Source organism: Candidatus Kosakonia sp. 282A-S69, from assembly GCF_029433855.1.
Classification (GTDB): Bacteria; Pseudomonadota; Gammaproteobacteria; order Enterobacterales; family Enterobacteriaceae; genus Kosakonia; species Kosakonia cowanii_A.
In genome coordinates, this window is sequence record NZ_JAROAU010000003.1 from 2,624,487 (window position 1) to 2,640,362 (window position 15,876).

Genomic DNA, 15,876 nt, shown 5'->3' on the forward strand with positions numbered 1-15,876 from the left:
CACTCAAAATACAGACTGGAAACGGGTCATTTCGAGCTGCACAGACTTCACCTGGGTGTAGTTTTGCAGCGTCATCAGGCCGTTTTCGCGCCCGACGCCGGAGTGCTTGTAGCCACCCACCGGCATCTCGGCAGCGGATTCGCCCCAGGTGTTGATCCAGCAGATCCCCGCTTCAATCTGGTGAATCACGCGGTGCGCGCGGTTGAGATCCTGCGTCACCACGCCAGCCGCCAGACCGAAGTCGGTGGCGTTAGCGCGGCGCACCACTTCCTCTTCGTTTTCATAGGTGAGGATTGCCATCACCGGCCCGAAGATCTCTTCACGCACGATGGTCATCTCGTCGCGGCAGTCGGTAAAGACCGTGGGCGCAACCCAGGCTCCCTTATCGAACTCGCCGCCAGTCAGACGCTTGCCGCCGCAGAGCAGGCGCGCGCCTTCACTGAGGCCGGATTCGATATAACGCATCACGTTGTCGCGGTGCGGGAAGCTGACCAGCGGCCCGAAATTGGTGGCCGGATCGTTCGGATCGCCCGCGTTAATACGCGCCACGCGCTCGGCGATCTTCGCTTCAAAGTCGACCTGCCATTTCGCCGGGATAAAGACGCGGGTGCCGTTGGTGCAGACCTGGCCGGAGCTGTAGAAGTTGGCCATCATCGCGATATCGGCGGCGAGATCGAGATCCGCATCGTCAAAGACGATCAGCGGCGATTTACCGCCCAGCTCCATGGTGACCTCTTTCAGGGTCGAACCGGCGGCGTTCGCCATCACTTTTTTACCGCTGGCCACGCCACCGGTGAAGGAGACTTTGTCGATGCCCGGATGCTCGGTCAGCAGCTGGCCGGTGACCGCGCCGCTGCCCGGCAGGACGTTAAAGACGCCGTCCGGCAGACCCGCTTCGGTGTAGATCTCCGCCAGTTTCAGCGCAGTGAGCGGCGTCACTTCGCTCGGTTTGAAGATCATCGCGTTGCCCGCAGCCAGCGCCGGTGCGGATTTCCACAGCGCGATCTGGATCGGGTAGTTCCATGCGCCGATACCGGCGACCACGCCAAGCGGCTCGCGGCGGGTGTAGACGAAAGAGGTGTCGCGCAGCGGGATCTGTTGCCCTTCCAGCGACGGGATCAGCCCGGCGTAGTACTCCAGCACATCCGCGCCGGTGACGATGTCGACCGCCTGGGTTTCGCTCAGCGGTTTACCGGTGTCGAGGGTTTCCAGCGCGGCCAGTTCGTCATTGCGCTCGCGCAGAATATCCACCGCGCGACGCAGGATGCGTGAACGCTCCATCGCCGTCATCGCGGCCCAGATTTTCTGGCCTTTACGCGCGCTTTCGACTGCGCGATCGACATCGGCCTGCGCCGCTTCGTGCACCTCAGCAAGCACTTCGCCGTTGGCCGGGTTGATGGTCTGGAATGTTTTTCCAGCCGCGGCGGGAACGTATTGACCATCAATATAGAGCTGCTGTTCTGCGAATCGGGACATGATTCCTCCTTCCTCAGGGATTCTCTGCGCCAGCCAACTGCTGGCGGATGAATTGGGTGGTGAGCGTGCGGGCAACGTCCGGATTGAACGGTTTGCCGCTCAGGGCTGCGCGCAGCCACAGGCCATCAATTAATGACGCCAGGCCGTGCGCTGCCAGCCGCGCCTGCTCGCGCGGCAATTCGCGGCGAAACTCCGCCGTCAGGCTGGAGAAGAGGCGTCGGCTGCTGACGCGCTCGAGGCGGCCAAGCTGCGGTTGATGCATGCTGCTGGCCCAGAAGTCGAGCCACGCTTTCATCGCCGCGCTGTGGACCTGGGTTTCGTCGAAATTGCCGTCGACAATCGCCAGTAAACGCGCTTCGGTAGTGGCCTGCGCTAACGGTTTCAGGCGTACCGCCACCGCGTCGCGCAGCTGGCGCGTGATGTCGCGCATGGTGGCTTCCAGCAGGCCGTTTTTGTCCTTGAAGTAGTGGCTGATGATGCCGGTCGAGACCCCGGCCCGGCGCGCAATCTGCGCAATGGTGGCGTCGTTGATCCCGACGTCGTTGATCGTATCCAGGGTCGCATCAATCAGTTGCCGACGGCGTATCGGCTGCATTCCCACCTTTGGCATGACTCCCTCTCCACCACAAATTAAGGGCTCTATTTAATCTTTTTTTGATTGCACGTTCAATATAAAAAAGGAATTTGTTAAGGTAATGTACCTTCGTTGTTACAAAAACGAAGCGGCTGTGTGTAAGCTGTAGCAGGCTTTATTGATAACGAAAATGAGGGAAAAACAACAAGAAAAGAGGCAGCACGTTGCTAGTAATCTTTTGATTTATTTACAGGAAATTAACCAGAGGTAACCGATGATTAATCCACCTGCCAGTGAAAAAGACAGAATCAATCCTGTGGTGTTCTACACCTCCGCCGGACTGATTCTGACATTTTCACTTGTCACCATTCTCTATAGCGATCTCGCCGCGGCGTGGATCCAGACCACCGTCAACTGGGTGTCGTCCACCTTTGGCTGGTACTACATGCTGGCCGCCACGCTCTATATCGTCTTTGTGATCTATATGGCCTGCTCGCGCTACGGGGCAATCAAACTCGGGCCAGAGCAGTCAAAACCGGAATTTAGCCTGTTAAGCTGGTCGGCGATGCTCTTTGCCGCCGGGATCGGCATCGATCTGATGTTCTTCTCCGTCGCTGAACCGGTGACGCAGTATATGCAGCCGCCGGAAGGCGCAGGGCAGACGCTGGAAGCCGCGCGCCAGGCGATGGTCTGGACGCTGTTCCACTACGGCTTAACCGGCTGGTCGATGTACGCCCTGATGGGGATTGCGCTCGGCTACTTCAGCTACCGCTACAACCTGCCGCTCACCATCCGTTCGGCGCTCTACCCGATTTTCGGCAAACGCATTAATGGCCCGATTGGCCACACGGTGGATATCGCGGCGGTGATCGGCACCATTTTCGGTATCGCCACCACCCTCGGCATTGGCGTGGTGCAGCTCAACTACGGGCTGAAGGTGCTTTTTGATGTGCCGGAAGGGTTAACCGCGCAGATGGCGCTGATTGTGCTGTCGGTGATCATTGCCACCATTTCGGTCACCTCCGGCGTGGATAAAGGGATCCGTATTCTTTCAGAACTGAATGTCGCGCTGGCGCTCGGGCTGATCCTGTTTGTGCTGTTTATGGGCAAAACGGATTTCCTGCTCAACGCGCTGGTGCTGAATGTGGGCGATTACATCAACCGCTTTATGGGCATGACGCTGAATACCTTTGCCTTTGACCGCCCGACGCAGTGGATGAACAGCTGGACGCTCTTCTTCTGGGCCTGGTGGGTGGCGTGGTCGCCGTTTGTCGGCCTGTTCCTTGCGCGTATCTCCCGCGGTCGCACCATTCGTGAATTTGTGCTCGGTACGCTGATCATTCCGTTCACCTTTACCCTGCTGTGGCTGTCGGTATTTGGTAACGCCGCGCTGTATGAGATCATTCACGGCGATGCCGGTTTTGCCCAGGAAGTGATGGCGCACGCCGAACGCGGCTTCTACAGCCTGCTGGCGCAGTACCCGGCGTTCAAACTGAGCGCCTCGGTTGCCACCATTACCGGCCTGCTCTTTTACGTCACCTCGGCAGACTCCGGCTCGCTGGTACTGGGTAACTTCACCTCGAAGCTGAAAGATATCAACAGCGATGCGCCGAACTGGCTGCGTATCTTCTGGTCGGTGGCGATTGGCGTGCTGACGATGGGAATGCTGATGACCAACGGCATTTCAGCTCTGCAAAACACCACGGTGATCATGGGTCTGCCGTTCAGCTTTGTGATCTTCTTTGTCATGGCGGGGCTTTATAAGTCGCTGAAGGTGGAAGATCACCGCCGCGCCAGCGCCAGCCGCGAAACCGCGCCCTATATTCCGGCGAGCAACGATCGCCTGAGCTGGAAAAAGCGTCTCTCGCGCCTGATGAACTACCCGGGCACGCGTTACACCCAGCAGATGATGGAGACGGTGATCTACCCGGCGATGCAGGATGTGGCGAAGGAGCTGGAGCTGCGCGGCGGTCGCGTTACGCTGGAGAGTGTGCCTGCGGAGGATGATAAGCCGCTCGGTCACCTCGATTTGCGTGTGCTTCTCGGCGACGAGCAGGACTTTGTTTACCAGGTCTGGCCGCAGCAGTACTCCGTTCCCGGCTTTACCTACCGCGCCCGCAGCGGTAAGTCGCACTACTTCCGCCTGGAGACCTTCCTGTTAGAGGGTAGTCAGGGGAATGATCTGATGGATTACAACAAAGAGCAGGTGATTATCGATATTCTCGATCAATATGAACGTCACCTTAACTTTATCCATCTGCACCGCGAAGCGCCCGGCGCAAATATTGTTTACCCACAGATGTAACGACATAAGGCCACGCAAGTGGCCTTATTTTTTCAGGCAGATGAATTTGCGCTAAAGGCCGATATTTTTAGGAAAAATCTGCAAATACGACTCAGCTTTTCGATTTCATGCGTTGCGCTCTGTATCTGAAGATGTCGATCTGTAAAATGTCTTCTTTCATGGAATGGTTACGGATTGACATTAAACGTTTATTCCCGCCAACCGTGAGCACAGCAAAAAACCAAAAAAAGAAACACCTCGCAAACCTTTGAAAGCGCGGGGCAATCGCTCCGGGAGAGTTGCTATGTTTGACCGTATCACCGTCACCCCGCCAGCCGGCGCCGAGTCGCTGATGTTCTGGAAACTTAACGGCACAGAAGTGATGTCGCGATCCTTTGCACTGAACGTCACGATGTTAAGTGAAGAGGGCAATATCGACCGTAGAGCGCTATTAGGGAAACCCTTAACTATTAAGGTGCCGACCCAGAGCCTGCAACCGCGTTATTTCAACGGCAAAATCACCGAAGTAAACCTGCAAAGCACCGAGCTTAATGGCGTGCGTTATGCGGTATATCTCCTGAAAATTGAATCCGATTTATGGCCGCTGCTGCGCGACCGTAACCAGCGTATTTTCCAGAACCAGCGCGTGCCGGACATTATTAAAACCGTGCTGTCGGAATATGGCGTTAAGACGGAAGATAAGCTGACCGGTGACTACCGTAACTGGGAGTATTGCGTTCAGTATCAGGAGAGCAGCTACAACTTTATTAGCCGCCTGATGGAACTGGAAGGGATCTACTTCTACTTCCGCCATGAGGCGGATTCCCACACGCTGGTGCTGATGGATGCGGCAGAGCATCATGAACCTTTTAGCGGATATGAAGTTATCCCCTATCACGCCACCCTTTCCGGCGGGTCGACGGATAAAGAGGGCATTGGTCAGTGGGCGATCAGCGAACGCGTGACGCCCGGCCTTTACAGCATCGATGATTACGACTTCCGCAAGCCGAACGCGTGGATGTTTCAGGCGCGGCAGAACCCTGCTTCGCCCTCCCCTGGCCAGATTGACTACTACGAGTGGCCGGGCCGTTTTGTCGAGCATGCGCACGGTGAGTTTTACGCCCGCATCCGCCAGGAGGAGTGGCAGGCCGAGCAGCAGCGCATTGACGCCAACGGCACGGCGCTCGGTATCACACCAGGTTATACCTTTACCCTCGGCAACCCGCCTTTTGCCGGCAGCAGCAACGACTACCTCGTCGTTAGCGCGTCCTATACGCTGGAAGAGAACAGCTACGCCAGCGGCAGCGCTTCCGACACTATTCATCAGATCCAGTTTGTGGTGATCCCGGCGGCAACCACCTTCCGTTCGGCACAACGCACGGAGTGGCCACGCACACATGGTCCGCAGACCGCCCGCGTAGTTGGCCCGCAGGGTGAATCAATCTGGACCGACCGCTATGGCCGCGTGAAGGTGAAGTTCCACTGGGATCGTCATGCAAAAGGCGATGACACCAGCTCCTGCTGGGTACGCGTATCCAGCGCATGGGCTGGCCAGGGTTTTGGTGGTGTGCAGATCCCGCGCGTCGGTGATGAGGTGGTTATCGACTTTATCAACGGCGACCCGGATCGCCCGATTGTCACCGGTCGCGTCTATAACGAAGCGAGCATGCCGCCGTGGGATCTGCCGGGCGACTCAACCCGTATGGGCTTTATGACCCGCAGTAAAGACGGCAATAAAGATAACGCCAGCTATCTCTTCTTCGAAGATAAGCTCGGCAACGAGTCGGTTGACCTCCACTCCGAGCGGGATATGAACGTCTCCGTTGAAGGTATCCACAAGGAGACCGTGCATAAAGAGACGATCTATAACCATAAGCTCACCCGTGCCATAACGGTGGAAGATCACGACACGCAGACCTTTAATAAAGGGCAGACCATCTGCGTGAGCGCCGAAGGCCGTAAAGAGACGATTGTCGATAACGAGACCAAATCAGTCACCGGTTACTCCGACAACAGCTATACCAAGAATCTGGTGATCAAGACCGACGCCTCGGTCAGTACCCTGGCGGCAGATAAGATCATGTATGAAGTGCCGGAAGTGGTGTTTGGCCAGGTGGTGAATGCCCAGGGGCAGGAGTCGCAATTGCCGCCCGTGCCTACCAATGAACGTATTGGTCCAGCACCTTCTAAACCTGCGGTCATCGATCCTCATCCTAACCCGGTGCTAGCCATGTCACTTGATTCGCCTGGCTCGCTCTCATATGCAACCAAAGTAACCTATAAGCGGGGCGTAGTGACCGATATTCAGGGTATGGAAAAGCGTACGGTTAAGCTTAATCAAATTGTGGATATTAAAGGCAGTGTAGGCAGACATATCGGTGGGCGACTGGACGAAATTGTTGAGGGTGGTGTTAGCCTCTATTCGCCGAAGAAAATTACTATTGAGAGCCCTGAGAAAGTAGAGATAGTTTCGCCAGGTGAATATTATGAATACAAAAATGCTGCTGCAAGTCTTAAGCTGAATGATATTTCAGTGAATATGACTTCAGCCTCTGTCAATCCCATCTTTGGTTTTTCAATGAGCGGATTAAAAATAGAAAATAAAGGGATCGCAATCAAAAGAGATGGTGGAACGATAGGTTTTTACATTGGTGGTACAGAAACAAAAATCACCTCTCTGTCACAAGCATTCAATGTATTGACAAGTTTTTTATAAAAGGAGACTTATGAATTTTTTATCTTATATCATGCCAAAGTTAGCATGGATTATACCGCTGATAGGCTTAACATTTGCTGGGTATGTGGCTTTCCTTACCAGTCAAGGCAATAAAAGAGATGCTTACATCAAAGAGCATGGTGTTGATATTGATGCCATTATCACTGAGGTGGTCCCTGATAAATATCAAAGAGCCAATAATAAAATCGTTAGTGTCGTTACGGTAAAATATAACTTTTCTGGAAAAGCCATTCTCTCTAAAAGAGGTATCAGAGTTTATGTGACCGATAAAGATGAAATTCAGGTAGGCAAACCTTTAAGAATAAGATTAAACCCTAATAAACCTGAGGAGTTTTACTATATCGACTATGAAAGTAGTTAATTCTGGAAGCGCCGCACCAAAAGGTTTACGGCGCTCTTTGGAACTACATGAGATAAAGATATCACTTCACAAGAACCAAAAGATTTTCATTTTATTAAGCACCTTTTCCTTGATGATGTGAAACCAGTACTATAAAAAGTCGCTCTAGCAGAATGATGCAAACAATATAGCTTTAATATCTTTATTTTATCTATTTGCTATCCTCGCTGCTTAATTCTTAATCGATAGATTAAACAATGCAGTTTTTTATGAAAGAAGCGAATCATATACTATACGTGAAACTTTTTCCGATAAACTAAACTTCAAAAGGTCATATGGACAATTACCTGAAAGCGATCCCCATAATCCTTGTAACGGCAGTGGTTATTGCAATCGTTTACTCGATTATAAGAAGCATATTTGATGGATTTACTAAAAAGAAAATACTTAGCAACCCTTGTTATATCGATGCAACCATTACGCAGATTATACCGCGTACACCGTCGAACCTCGGCATAGTTAGCATCTATGTTGATTACCAATTTACCGCAGAAAATGGGGAGACATATGAGAATAAGAATGTACTCATAAATATCAAAACCATGGATCTTTATAATTACAAGCAGGGTTCAACCATTCCTGTGGTCTATCTTAAAACTGATCCAGCCAAGAACATACTTAATATGCGTGATGCAATGCTGGATTATAAACGCCGATAGGCATTATCTCTTAAAAGATAAGCATCTATACTACTGGAGAAACAGAACTATCATGATGGAATTTTTATCGACCTTCGGACCAAAGTTAGGCTGGGTTATTACCGGTGGTGTGGTACTTCTTTTCATACATGTCGGCATAACTAACTGGCGGAGCCAGTCCAACGATGCAAAAACCGAACAAAACGGCACTGACCTTAAGGCAAATATCGTTGATTTGAAGTTTGATGAGTATCAGGAACTTAATAATCATCTGACGGCAGCCGTGACGGTAAAATATATTTTCAAGGGAGAGGAAGTTATCACCAAACGTGGTATTGCTTTCCCGTTTATTGAAAAGGATCAGTTTTTTCCCGGTGCCGAAGTCAATATCCGTGTCGACAATGAGACAGGCCAGCACTTTTATTTCAGCGATTATAAAACTTATTAGTTCCGTGGTGTTGCGGGGCAACTACCCTCCTGTTTGCTACGCACTTTCACCAGCACCTGATGCAACTGCCCGATGGAGAGATCGCGCACCACGGGCTCTGGCTCGCCGCGCAACCAGCGAAAAAAATAGCAGATGCCGAGTAGATCGAGGCCTTCGCTTGTAAAGAGGTACTCATTCTCCTTTAACGAGAAAAGCGAGCGGAAATCCTCCTCATCCGTTGCAAAACGGACAGCGAAAAACTTCTCTGCTTCTTCAAGAAGCTCAACGCCGTCATCACCGCAAATACCCAGATCCTCTTCCAGCAGCGTGCTTTTATCGATGGCTTTGCGGGTACATCCCGAAAACTCACGCACAAAAGCAATCACCTCTTCTACGCTCGGACTCACTGTTGCACTCCTCTCGCCCGGCTTTATGCCGCCGGGCGTAATGTCTACTGGCCTTCAAAGCCGTAATACTGCACCGGATAGCGCTGACCGTTGATCTCCAGATCGCGCCAGGGTTTGCTGACGGTTTTCGGCATACTGTCGCGCAGCGCTTTTTCGGCGTTTTGCGACAGCGTGACGCTGCCCGCCTGACGCCACTCATTGCCCTGACGGGTGTAGACCGAGATCCCGGCGTCGTTGCGGTTATAGAGCAGCACTTCCGGTGTGCCGTCGTCGTTGAGATCCTGCATCCAGATCAGGCAGGCGCTGCTATCCACCATGCAGGTGCTCAGCGTGTGATCAACATACTGCGTTTGTGCCTGCCACCAGCTCTCCGGCGGCGCTTCGCTGCCCGTGCGCAGCGGTATGCTTTGCTGCAACTCTTTGATACCTCTCTTCGCGCCTTCGTTATCGCCGCCGAGGATTTGCATCAGCATCGCTTGCTGCTGCACCGGATCTTTCAGCCACTGCGGATGCGACTTCAGCATCTGTAACGCCGCTTTACCCCGCCGTCCGGCGTTGCTTAGCATGTAGAGGTCCTCTCCGTCCGCTTTGGCTTTGCCGTCGGCGTAGCGCGCCAGCTGATTGTTAACGAAGATACGTAGCGGATCGACAACCGGCGTATGCAGCAAAAACCAGCCGCAGGCGGTAAGTGCCAGCATCAGGACGGTGAAACGGTTCATGTTAGCCGCCCCCTGCGTCCAGGCCCGGCGCTGATAGCGGACCAGCAACAGAGACCCGATCAATGCGAGAAGCGTAAGGGCCACGCCGTAAACGCGATCCACCGTCCAGCCATATTCGGCGATGCGCAGCCACAGCGCCCAGCCCGCCAGCGCGGCGAGCAGTGGCGTGATCCCCTGCGCCACCAGCACCAGACGCGCAATCACCCGCGACCAGCGCGACGCAGCCGGCGCTTTTTCACCAACCATGGCGCTGAATGCCAGCATCAGCAGCGTCATGGTCAGCAGCAGTGTCGCGGCGGAGACAGAGGCCGGGATAATCGCCAGCCCGGTAAAGGGCAGGCAGGCCAGAAACAGTAGAGAGATAACGGCATGCAGCGGCAGCAGGACGCTGACCGCAAGCGTCAGCAGGTTACGAAACAGCCCGGCTGCCCCCGGCAGGCGTCGGCAAAAGATAATGCCAGCGGCAATCGCAGCACCCGTCGCCATCGCCGGGAAAAAGGGGTTATCAAAAAAGAGGTGCTCAAACAGCGTGATGCCAATCATGCTGAAGAGTTTGCTCCACAGCAGCAGCACCAGCCAGAACAACCCGGTCATCACCGCGGTCACGCCCAGAGTAAAGGTGTTGTTCCACAGCGCGCCGGTGATAAAGGCAGATTTATCCCCTTTCTGCGCGGATGGCGTGCAGAAGGCCGTCAGAAACGGCATCACCAGAATAAGCAGAAATGTCGCTGCACCGACGTTTGTGCCGTGAAAATCATCGTTCGGCAGCCCGGGAAAGTTCCAGCGCAGCCAACCGGTCATCAGCGCGATAAACGGCAGCGTCAGGAGCGCGCAGAGCCACGGCTTAGCATCATTTACCCGATACAGGGTAAAGGCGAGCACGCTGGCAAAAGCAATGGCAAGCGGCGACAGATAAAACGCGTAGTCGTGAGCCTCAATGAGCCCCCCGGACAACGCACACACTAATCCGGCGAGCGTGCCAATGGCGATAATCGCCCACCTGGTTTTTGCCGGAAAATCCTCTTTTTGTAACATCGCGACTCCTTTGCTGTCTGGCTGGTGAAAAACCTGTTTATACGCTTTTTTGTCGTCAAAAATCATTCCAGGTTTTGCTGACCTTTTTCTTGCTCTGCTTTGTATGGCGCACGATCAGGCATTGTCCATGCCTGGAAGAGGAGCGCAATCACTTGTTTGGGTGGGGGTACTCAACAGGATTGCGATAAGCGGGGCTGCAAGGCCACCACCTACCGGTAAGTTAAGGTAAATGTCGCTGTTGCACTGGCGACACCTGCGCTGACGCGCGGTGCCGTCTGGTAATAGCGCGCCTTGAACTGGACGGTCTCGGTGCCGCCGCCGGGCGAGGTAAAGTAAATCCTGCGCTGCCCAAAACGCACAGCCCGATCGTCGGGCGCGAAAAAGAGCTGCACACCGATTCCCGTTGCCGCGATATCGCCGGGCGCGCTGTCCAGCTTCATCACCCCCGGCACGTTTGAGGGGTCCTGTTGCGCATCGACCTGGACGTAGATACGGGCGTCTTTATCGCACTCCAGCTCAATCCAGAACTCTTTCCATTCGGTATAGGCGCCGGGGCCATAAAAGAGCGATTTTTCATGGTCGCCCAGCAGCACATAGAGCTCCGGTGTCAGGATTGTGCAGGCCGTAGTGGTAACGGTATTGGTGCCGCCCAGCATGACATTGGCAAAATAGAAGCGGCTGGCGATTGAGGCGCGAGCCAGCACGCCTGGCGTCAATGTTCCTGGCGTGATCGCGCCGGTTTTAATTAATTCCGCTTTCATACCGGCACCGATGTAGACACTGGTATTCCGCGGTACGCGCTGATCGTAAGGCAGAAGTTTTCGGGATCCGATGTTGGTTAAGCGAATACCTACGCCGGGCAAATTCGTCGCATAAATGTTGTTTCCGAGAGGGCTTAGAGCGCGCCACTGGCTCATCTCCCAGCGGTAAATCCAGGACTCATGGCACCCAGCGATGTTATTCCCGCCGTTATAGGCACTGGTAACTGCCGTCGCAATCACGATACCGACAGGCGTATCACGTTGTACCGAGACGTTGCCGAAGCTGATGGCATTCCCAATCTCACCCGCCAAATTACTGGCAAAACCGCAGGCCGCTTTAACACCGCAGGAGAGGGACCAGAGCACCAGCAGGCCGGAGAGTGATTTTACGAACCGCGTCATGCCAGACACTCCTGTTCTGTTTCAATTACCGGGCTGTTGCCGACGTTATCCGGCAGGCGAAAATGGACTACACACTGCTGATCCGCGTTCCATTTCACTTTGATTTTTCCTTCATCCGCCACGCCCGCAAGGTATACCTGCCCGTCGTCACCGACGATGCCACTCCCCCCCTCCGCTAGCGTCGCCTGTGCGCCGAACGGCACCGGCCGGCCCTGATAAAAGAGCTTCATCAGCACGCGTCGCCCGACCCGCGTGTTGACGTTCGCCATCACCACTGCACCGTTTGTCGGCGTAACGGTTTGCACTGCGCTATCGATATCCACCTCATCGCCAAGCGTAGTGGTATCGAGCACCAGCCGGTTTTTCCGGTACGGCGTGACATAAGGCACCACCGCATAGCCACGCCGGTCGGTATAGAGACCGGTGTTGTTCTGCACTTTCGCATCCCGGGCACCCGGCGCTTTCAGCACAGCCAGCGCCTGCCCCAGCGGTTGTGAGAGGGTTACGCCGTGCGGATGGGCGACAACACCGCCTTTCAGGCCGTAGTTAATCTGTTGATAGTGCGCATCATAGTTGTAGCCACCGTTTACCTCTCCCTGCCCGCCTTTGTAAGCGGCGCTGAGGCTCCCCGCGCTGCCCGCACCGTGATTACTGTGGCTCTGCTGGATACTGTAGCTCAGGTTGTTATCGGCAAGCGTCGTGCCGCTGAGCCCCACCTGCTGGCGAGTGGGGCCATGCTTCGCACTGTTCAGGCTGTAACTCGCCCATGCGTTAGGCAGAAAACGGCTGAGCGGCACCTGAATGCTGAAGGCCAGCTGTTGTTCTGCGGGCTGTGCGCGAGCCGGGTAGGTGTTATAGCTGTAGGCGAGGTTGTAGCTGATACCACTGAAATTGCCGCTCCAGCCGGTGCTGAGCGTGCGTTCGAACCCCGCCTCCTGCCAGAAGCTCTGCTGGAAACCGGAGAGATAAAGCGAGCCGTAATCGCCCATGCTCTGGCTGAGTTCGAGCTGGAGCTTTTGCCGCTTGTTGTTCACTCCTCGCCAGTACTGATAGCCCCCGCCCCGCCGATCGTTCGCCTCCTGAAAGGTGTAAAACCCGGCTGTGGAGTAGCGGTATGCCGCAAGGGTGAAGCGGGTATCAGTGGCCTGAAAATCCTTGGCATATTGCAGCCGGTAGGAGTGCCCGTGGTGAGTGTCGTTGCGGTCCAGCGTGCTCCGGGCAACCGACATATCGGCGGACAACGAACCAGGATCGCCAAGCCCAAAACCAAGCCCCGCCGCCCCGGCGTGGTAATGCTGCGCAGCGATCGCGCCGCCAAAAAGGGTGATGCCGCGCGGCAAGCCGTAGATGGCCGTCGCCTGACCAAAGGCTGGCTCATCGCGGGTTCGGTTGCCGCTGCGATACTTTCCGGCAGTCAGGGCATATTTCAGATGACCTTCGCGCTGCATAATCGGTACTGCCGAGAAGGGCTGGACAAAAGTCCGCTCGCTGCCGTCGGCCTCTTTGATGGTGACGGTGAGATCGCCGCTGCCGGAGGTAGGGTAGAGATCGCGGATAATAAATGCCCCGGGCGCGACGTAGCTCTGGTAGATGATGTAATCACTCTGCCTGATGGTCACCTGCGCACTGGAGTGGGCGATGCCGCGGATCACCGGAGCAAAACCGCGCAGGCTGTCCGGCAGCATATTGTCGTCAGAGGCGAGCTGCGCGCCGCGAAACTGCACGCTGTCGAAAATCTCCGAAGTCGTGTAGCTGTCGCCGAGGGTCAGCTGCCCTTTCAGCCCTTTGATGTTGCGTTGCAGGTAGGTATTAATCGACGTCCAGCGGCTGGCGTGGCCGCTGGCGTAATATCCGGTCGAGTCATTACGCAGCCGCCACGCCCCGAGGTTGATACCGCTTTGCAGGCTGGCGTAGTAGCTGTCGCGCGAGCCTTTGCCCACATCAAGCCAGCGATGGCTCCCGCTCAGGCTGTAGTTCAGCAGCGCGGCAGTCACTCCCTCATCCCACTCGGCGGGATCGACTTCCCCTCTGGCGCGCGCATCCATCGCCGCCTGCGGAAGACTGACGTTGAGCCTTAACTGGCTAAACTGCAGCTCTGCCGTGGCCATCGGGATGTAGTGGCCGATATCCTCAAGAGGTGTCTCCGGCGACAGCGCCGCCAGGCCCGGAAAGGCGTCGATTTTCACTCCCCAGCGTCGCAACATCGCGGGGGTGAGCAGCGCATGCAGCCGGTTCTCCGCGCCCGCGACAAAAGCGATATCCTGCGCCTCGCCCTGCTTTTCACCATTCACATAGACAGTCACGCGGTAGGTGCCCGGGAGCTGGCCATCTGGTTCAGCAAAGAAAGAGAGATCGGCTATCTGCTGGCCGGGGTTATCAAGCTCAAGCGCATGAAGATTAAAGGTCTCGCGCGCGTCCGCATGGCGCAGGGAGCCGGGCAGCAGCATTACTATCGGCACCAGCGCCGGTAACAACGCCCTCTGCCGCGAAGTCGGGATTTTCATCACCTTCCTCTCAGAGTGCCCGGCGTTCAACCTGGCTGATGCCGCCGTAATCATTTATCGCCTGCCAGCTGACGCGTGACACTGCCGCCGACGGCAACATAAAGCTGGCGCTGCCCAAAGGCGGCACCATATCTGCCTCTTTAATCTCGTTTCCGTCCACTTTCAGGGTGAAAAGCGTGACGTAAAAAGGGGTAGGATTGGTGACCGTCAGGCGATTGCCGTGATGCGTGAACCGCAGGTTTTGATAGGCGCTGCCCGGCTCGCCCTGCAGCCCGCGGGGGCGGTAGAAGAGCTTGATACGCGATTTGATCACCACCTGCAGCATGTTGCTACGCGCAACACTGTCATCGATGGCGGGAATCGATTTAACGTTCAGCCAGAACACCGATTCGCGATCCTGCGCCAGCGCGCCGCCGGTGCGGATAATGCGCAGCATATTCTCTCCGTCAGCGTTGATACGAAACAGCGGCGGCGTAACGATAAAGGGCGCTTTACGGCTCTCTTCGCCGCTATCGACCCAACTCTGCACCAGATAAACACTCGATTTATTCGGGTTGCGGATGGAGAGCGAAGCCTCTTTTTTATCACCGTCATAAATAACACGCGTACCACCAATCACGATCCCGGCCTCTGCCGGCCCGCAAAGCAGCGCCAGCAATAACGCCAGCACCACATGCAGATGCCTGTTCATCTTCTTCTCTCCGGATACAACCGTCCCTGTCAGGCGGAGGTACACCGATAAGGTGTATCTCCGCGTCAGTCAGGCGTTAGCGGTAGTTAAGGGTGAACTGCGTCGTGGCGTTAGCCGTACCGGTGGTGACCGTCGTGCCGGTCGAGACATAGCGGGCGGTGAAGTCCAGCGTGTTGCTGCCCTCATCAAGGGTGTAGTCGCCTGAGGCTGAGTAGAGCGGAATGACAGAGCCATTTTTATCCGCGATTTCGATCCCGACCCCGCTCGCAACGTTACTTCCGCTGTCCAGCGACAGCAGGCGCTGATTAACCGCATGTGCAGTGCCGTCGAATTTCACTTTCAGCGCGGTGGCGGTGCCGGGGCAATCATTGAGCGTAATGCTGAAGTGTGTCGGAGCGGCTTTCATTCCGGCAGCGCCATTGAGCGTTGCCAAAGAGACTTTGCCTAAATCAACGTTCATGCTTTGCGAGCCGCTGTCGACCTCGCAGGTCTGGTCGGTGATGCTGCCGGTGAAGTAGATGGTGCCGTCTGCGGCGTGCGCGGCGCCGGTAAGTCCTATCCAGACGATAAAAGCCGTGTTTGCTAACCGCATGTTCATTTTCTTCTCCTTGATAAAAATGAGGCAGAGCCATGCCCTGCTCGACAACAGCGGCGAAAAAATCCGCTTCAGACTTTCCCGTTAGTGCCAGAGTGGTGAGTTCAGCAGAAGATTTTTAAAAACAGATAAAGGCAGCATAAAACGTCAGGGAACGCGCTTTTTGTGAAGTTAAGAGAGATAAAATAACGGGACGTTGAGAAGATAACACTGGCAACGTGAACAG

General features: G+C 55.1%; 13 protein-coding genes. 5 read left to right on the top strand and 8 right to left on the bottom strand.

Annotated features, from left to right (window positions below; genetic code table 11):
* Nucleotides 1-3: 3 nt before the first annotated feature.
* Both betB and betI read right to left on the bottom strand, forming a co-directional pair.
* Nucleotides 4-1,476, bottom strand: a complete 1,473-nt coding sequence (betB, locus tag PU683_RS18060; protein WP_277173893.1) for a betaine-aldehyde dehydrogenase — start codon at nt 1,474-1,476, stop codon at nt 4-6.
* A gap of 13 nt (nt 1,477-1,489) precedes the next feature.
* Nucleotides 1,490-2,086 carry a transcriptional regulator BetI gene (gene betI, locus PU683_RS18065; protein WP_023480351.1) on the bottom strand — a complete coding sequence of 199 codons (597 nt, stop codon included), beginning with the start codon at nt 2,084-2,086 and terminating at the stop codon, nt 1,490-1,492.
* Between the two features lie 238 nt (nt 2,087-2,324).
* Here betI and PU683_RS18070 point away from each other — a divergent pair, with 238 nt between their 5' ends.
* From PU683_RS18070 to PU683_RS18090, 5 genes are all read left to right on the top strand, one after another.
* Nucleotides 2,325-4,355, top strand: a complete 2,031-nt coding sequence (locus tag PU683_RS18070; RefSeq protein WP_277173894.1) for a choline transporter — start codon at nt 2,325-2,327, stop codon at nt 4,353-4,355.
* A gap of 283 nt (nt 4,356-4,638) precedes the next feature.
* Nucleotides 4,639-7,050, top strand: coding sequence for a type VI secretion system Vgr family protein (locus PU683_RS18075; protein WP_277173895.1), 2,412 nt, complete (start codon nt 4,639-4,641; stop codon nt 7,048-7,050).
* A gap of 10 nt (nt 7,051-7,060) precedes the next feature.
* Nucleotides 7,061-7,432 (top strand): hypothetical protein, encoded by a 372-nt coding sequence (locus tag PU683_RS18080; RefSeq protein ID WP_277173896.1) that lies wholly within the window; start codon nt 7,061-7,063, stop codon nt 7,430-7,432.
* A gap of 314 nt (nt 7,433-7,746) precedes the next feature.
* Nucleotides 7,747-8,130 carry a hypothetical protein gene (locus PU683_RS18085; RefSeq protein WP_277173897.1) on the top strand — a complete coding sequence of 128 codons (384 nt, stop codon included), beginning with the start codon at nt 7,747-7,749 and terminating at the stop codon, nt 8,128-8,130.
* Between the two features lie 52 nt (nt 8,131-8,182).
* Complete coding sequence (locus tag PU683_RS18090; protein WP_277173899.1) at nt 8,183-8,557, top strand: hypothetical protein; 375 nt, start codon at nt 8,183-8,185, stop codon at nt 8,555-8,557.
* Here PU683_RS18090 and PU683_RS18095 read toward each other — a convergent pair.
* The 6 genes from PU683_RS18095 to PU683_RS18120 form a co-directional block, all read right to left on the bottom strand.
* Complete coding sequence (locus PU683_RS18095; RefSeq protein WP_277173900.1) at nt 8,554-8,943, bottom strand: hypothetical protein; 390 nt, start codon at nt 8,941-8,943, stop codon at nt 8,554-8,556. The genes PU683_RS18090 and PU683_RS18095 overlap by 4 nt on opposite strands.
* Nucleotides 8,944-8,987: 44 nt before the next feature.
* Nucleotides 8,988-10,697: a DUF4153 domain-containing protein gene (locus tag PU683_RS18100; RefSeq protein WP_277173901.1), complete on the bottom strand. Its 1,710-nt coding sequence runs from the start codon at nt 10,695-10,697 to the stop codon at nt 8,988-8,990.
* A 209-nt stretch (nt 10,698-10,906) separates the two neighbouring features.
* A complete protein-coding gene (locus PU683_RS18105) occupies nt 10,907-11,860 on the bottom strand; it encodes a fimbrial protein (RefSeq protein WP_277173902.1) in 954 nt (317 codons plus the stop codon).
* The gene (locus tag PU683_RS18110) at nt 11,857-14,364 is read right to left on the bottom strand and encodes a fimbria/pilus outer membrane usher protein (RefSeq protein ID WP_277173903.1); all 2,508 of its coding nucleotides are present in this window, start codon (nt 14,362-14,364) and stop codon (nt 11,857-11,859) included. The genes PU683_RS18105 and PU683_RS18110 overlap by 4 nt, the downstream gene beginning before the upstream one ends.
* Nucleotides 14,365-14,374: 10 nt before the next feature.
* Complete coding sequence (locus PU683_RS18115) at nt 14,375-15,055, bottom strand: fimbrial biogenesis chaperone (RefSeq protein WP_277173904.1); 681 nt, start codon at nt 15,053-15,055, stop codon at nt 14,375-14,377.
* Between the two features lie 76 nt (nt 15,056-15,131).
* Entirely contained in the window at nt 15,132-15,653 is a 522-nt protein-coding gene (locus PU683_RS18120) for a fimbrial protein (protein WP_277173905.1), read from the bottom strand.
* Between the last annotated feature and the right edge of the window lie 223 nt (nt 15,654-15,876).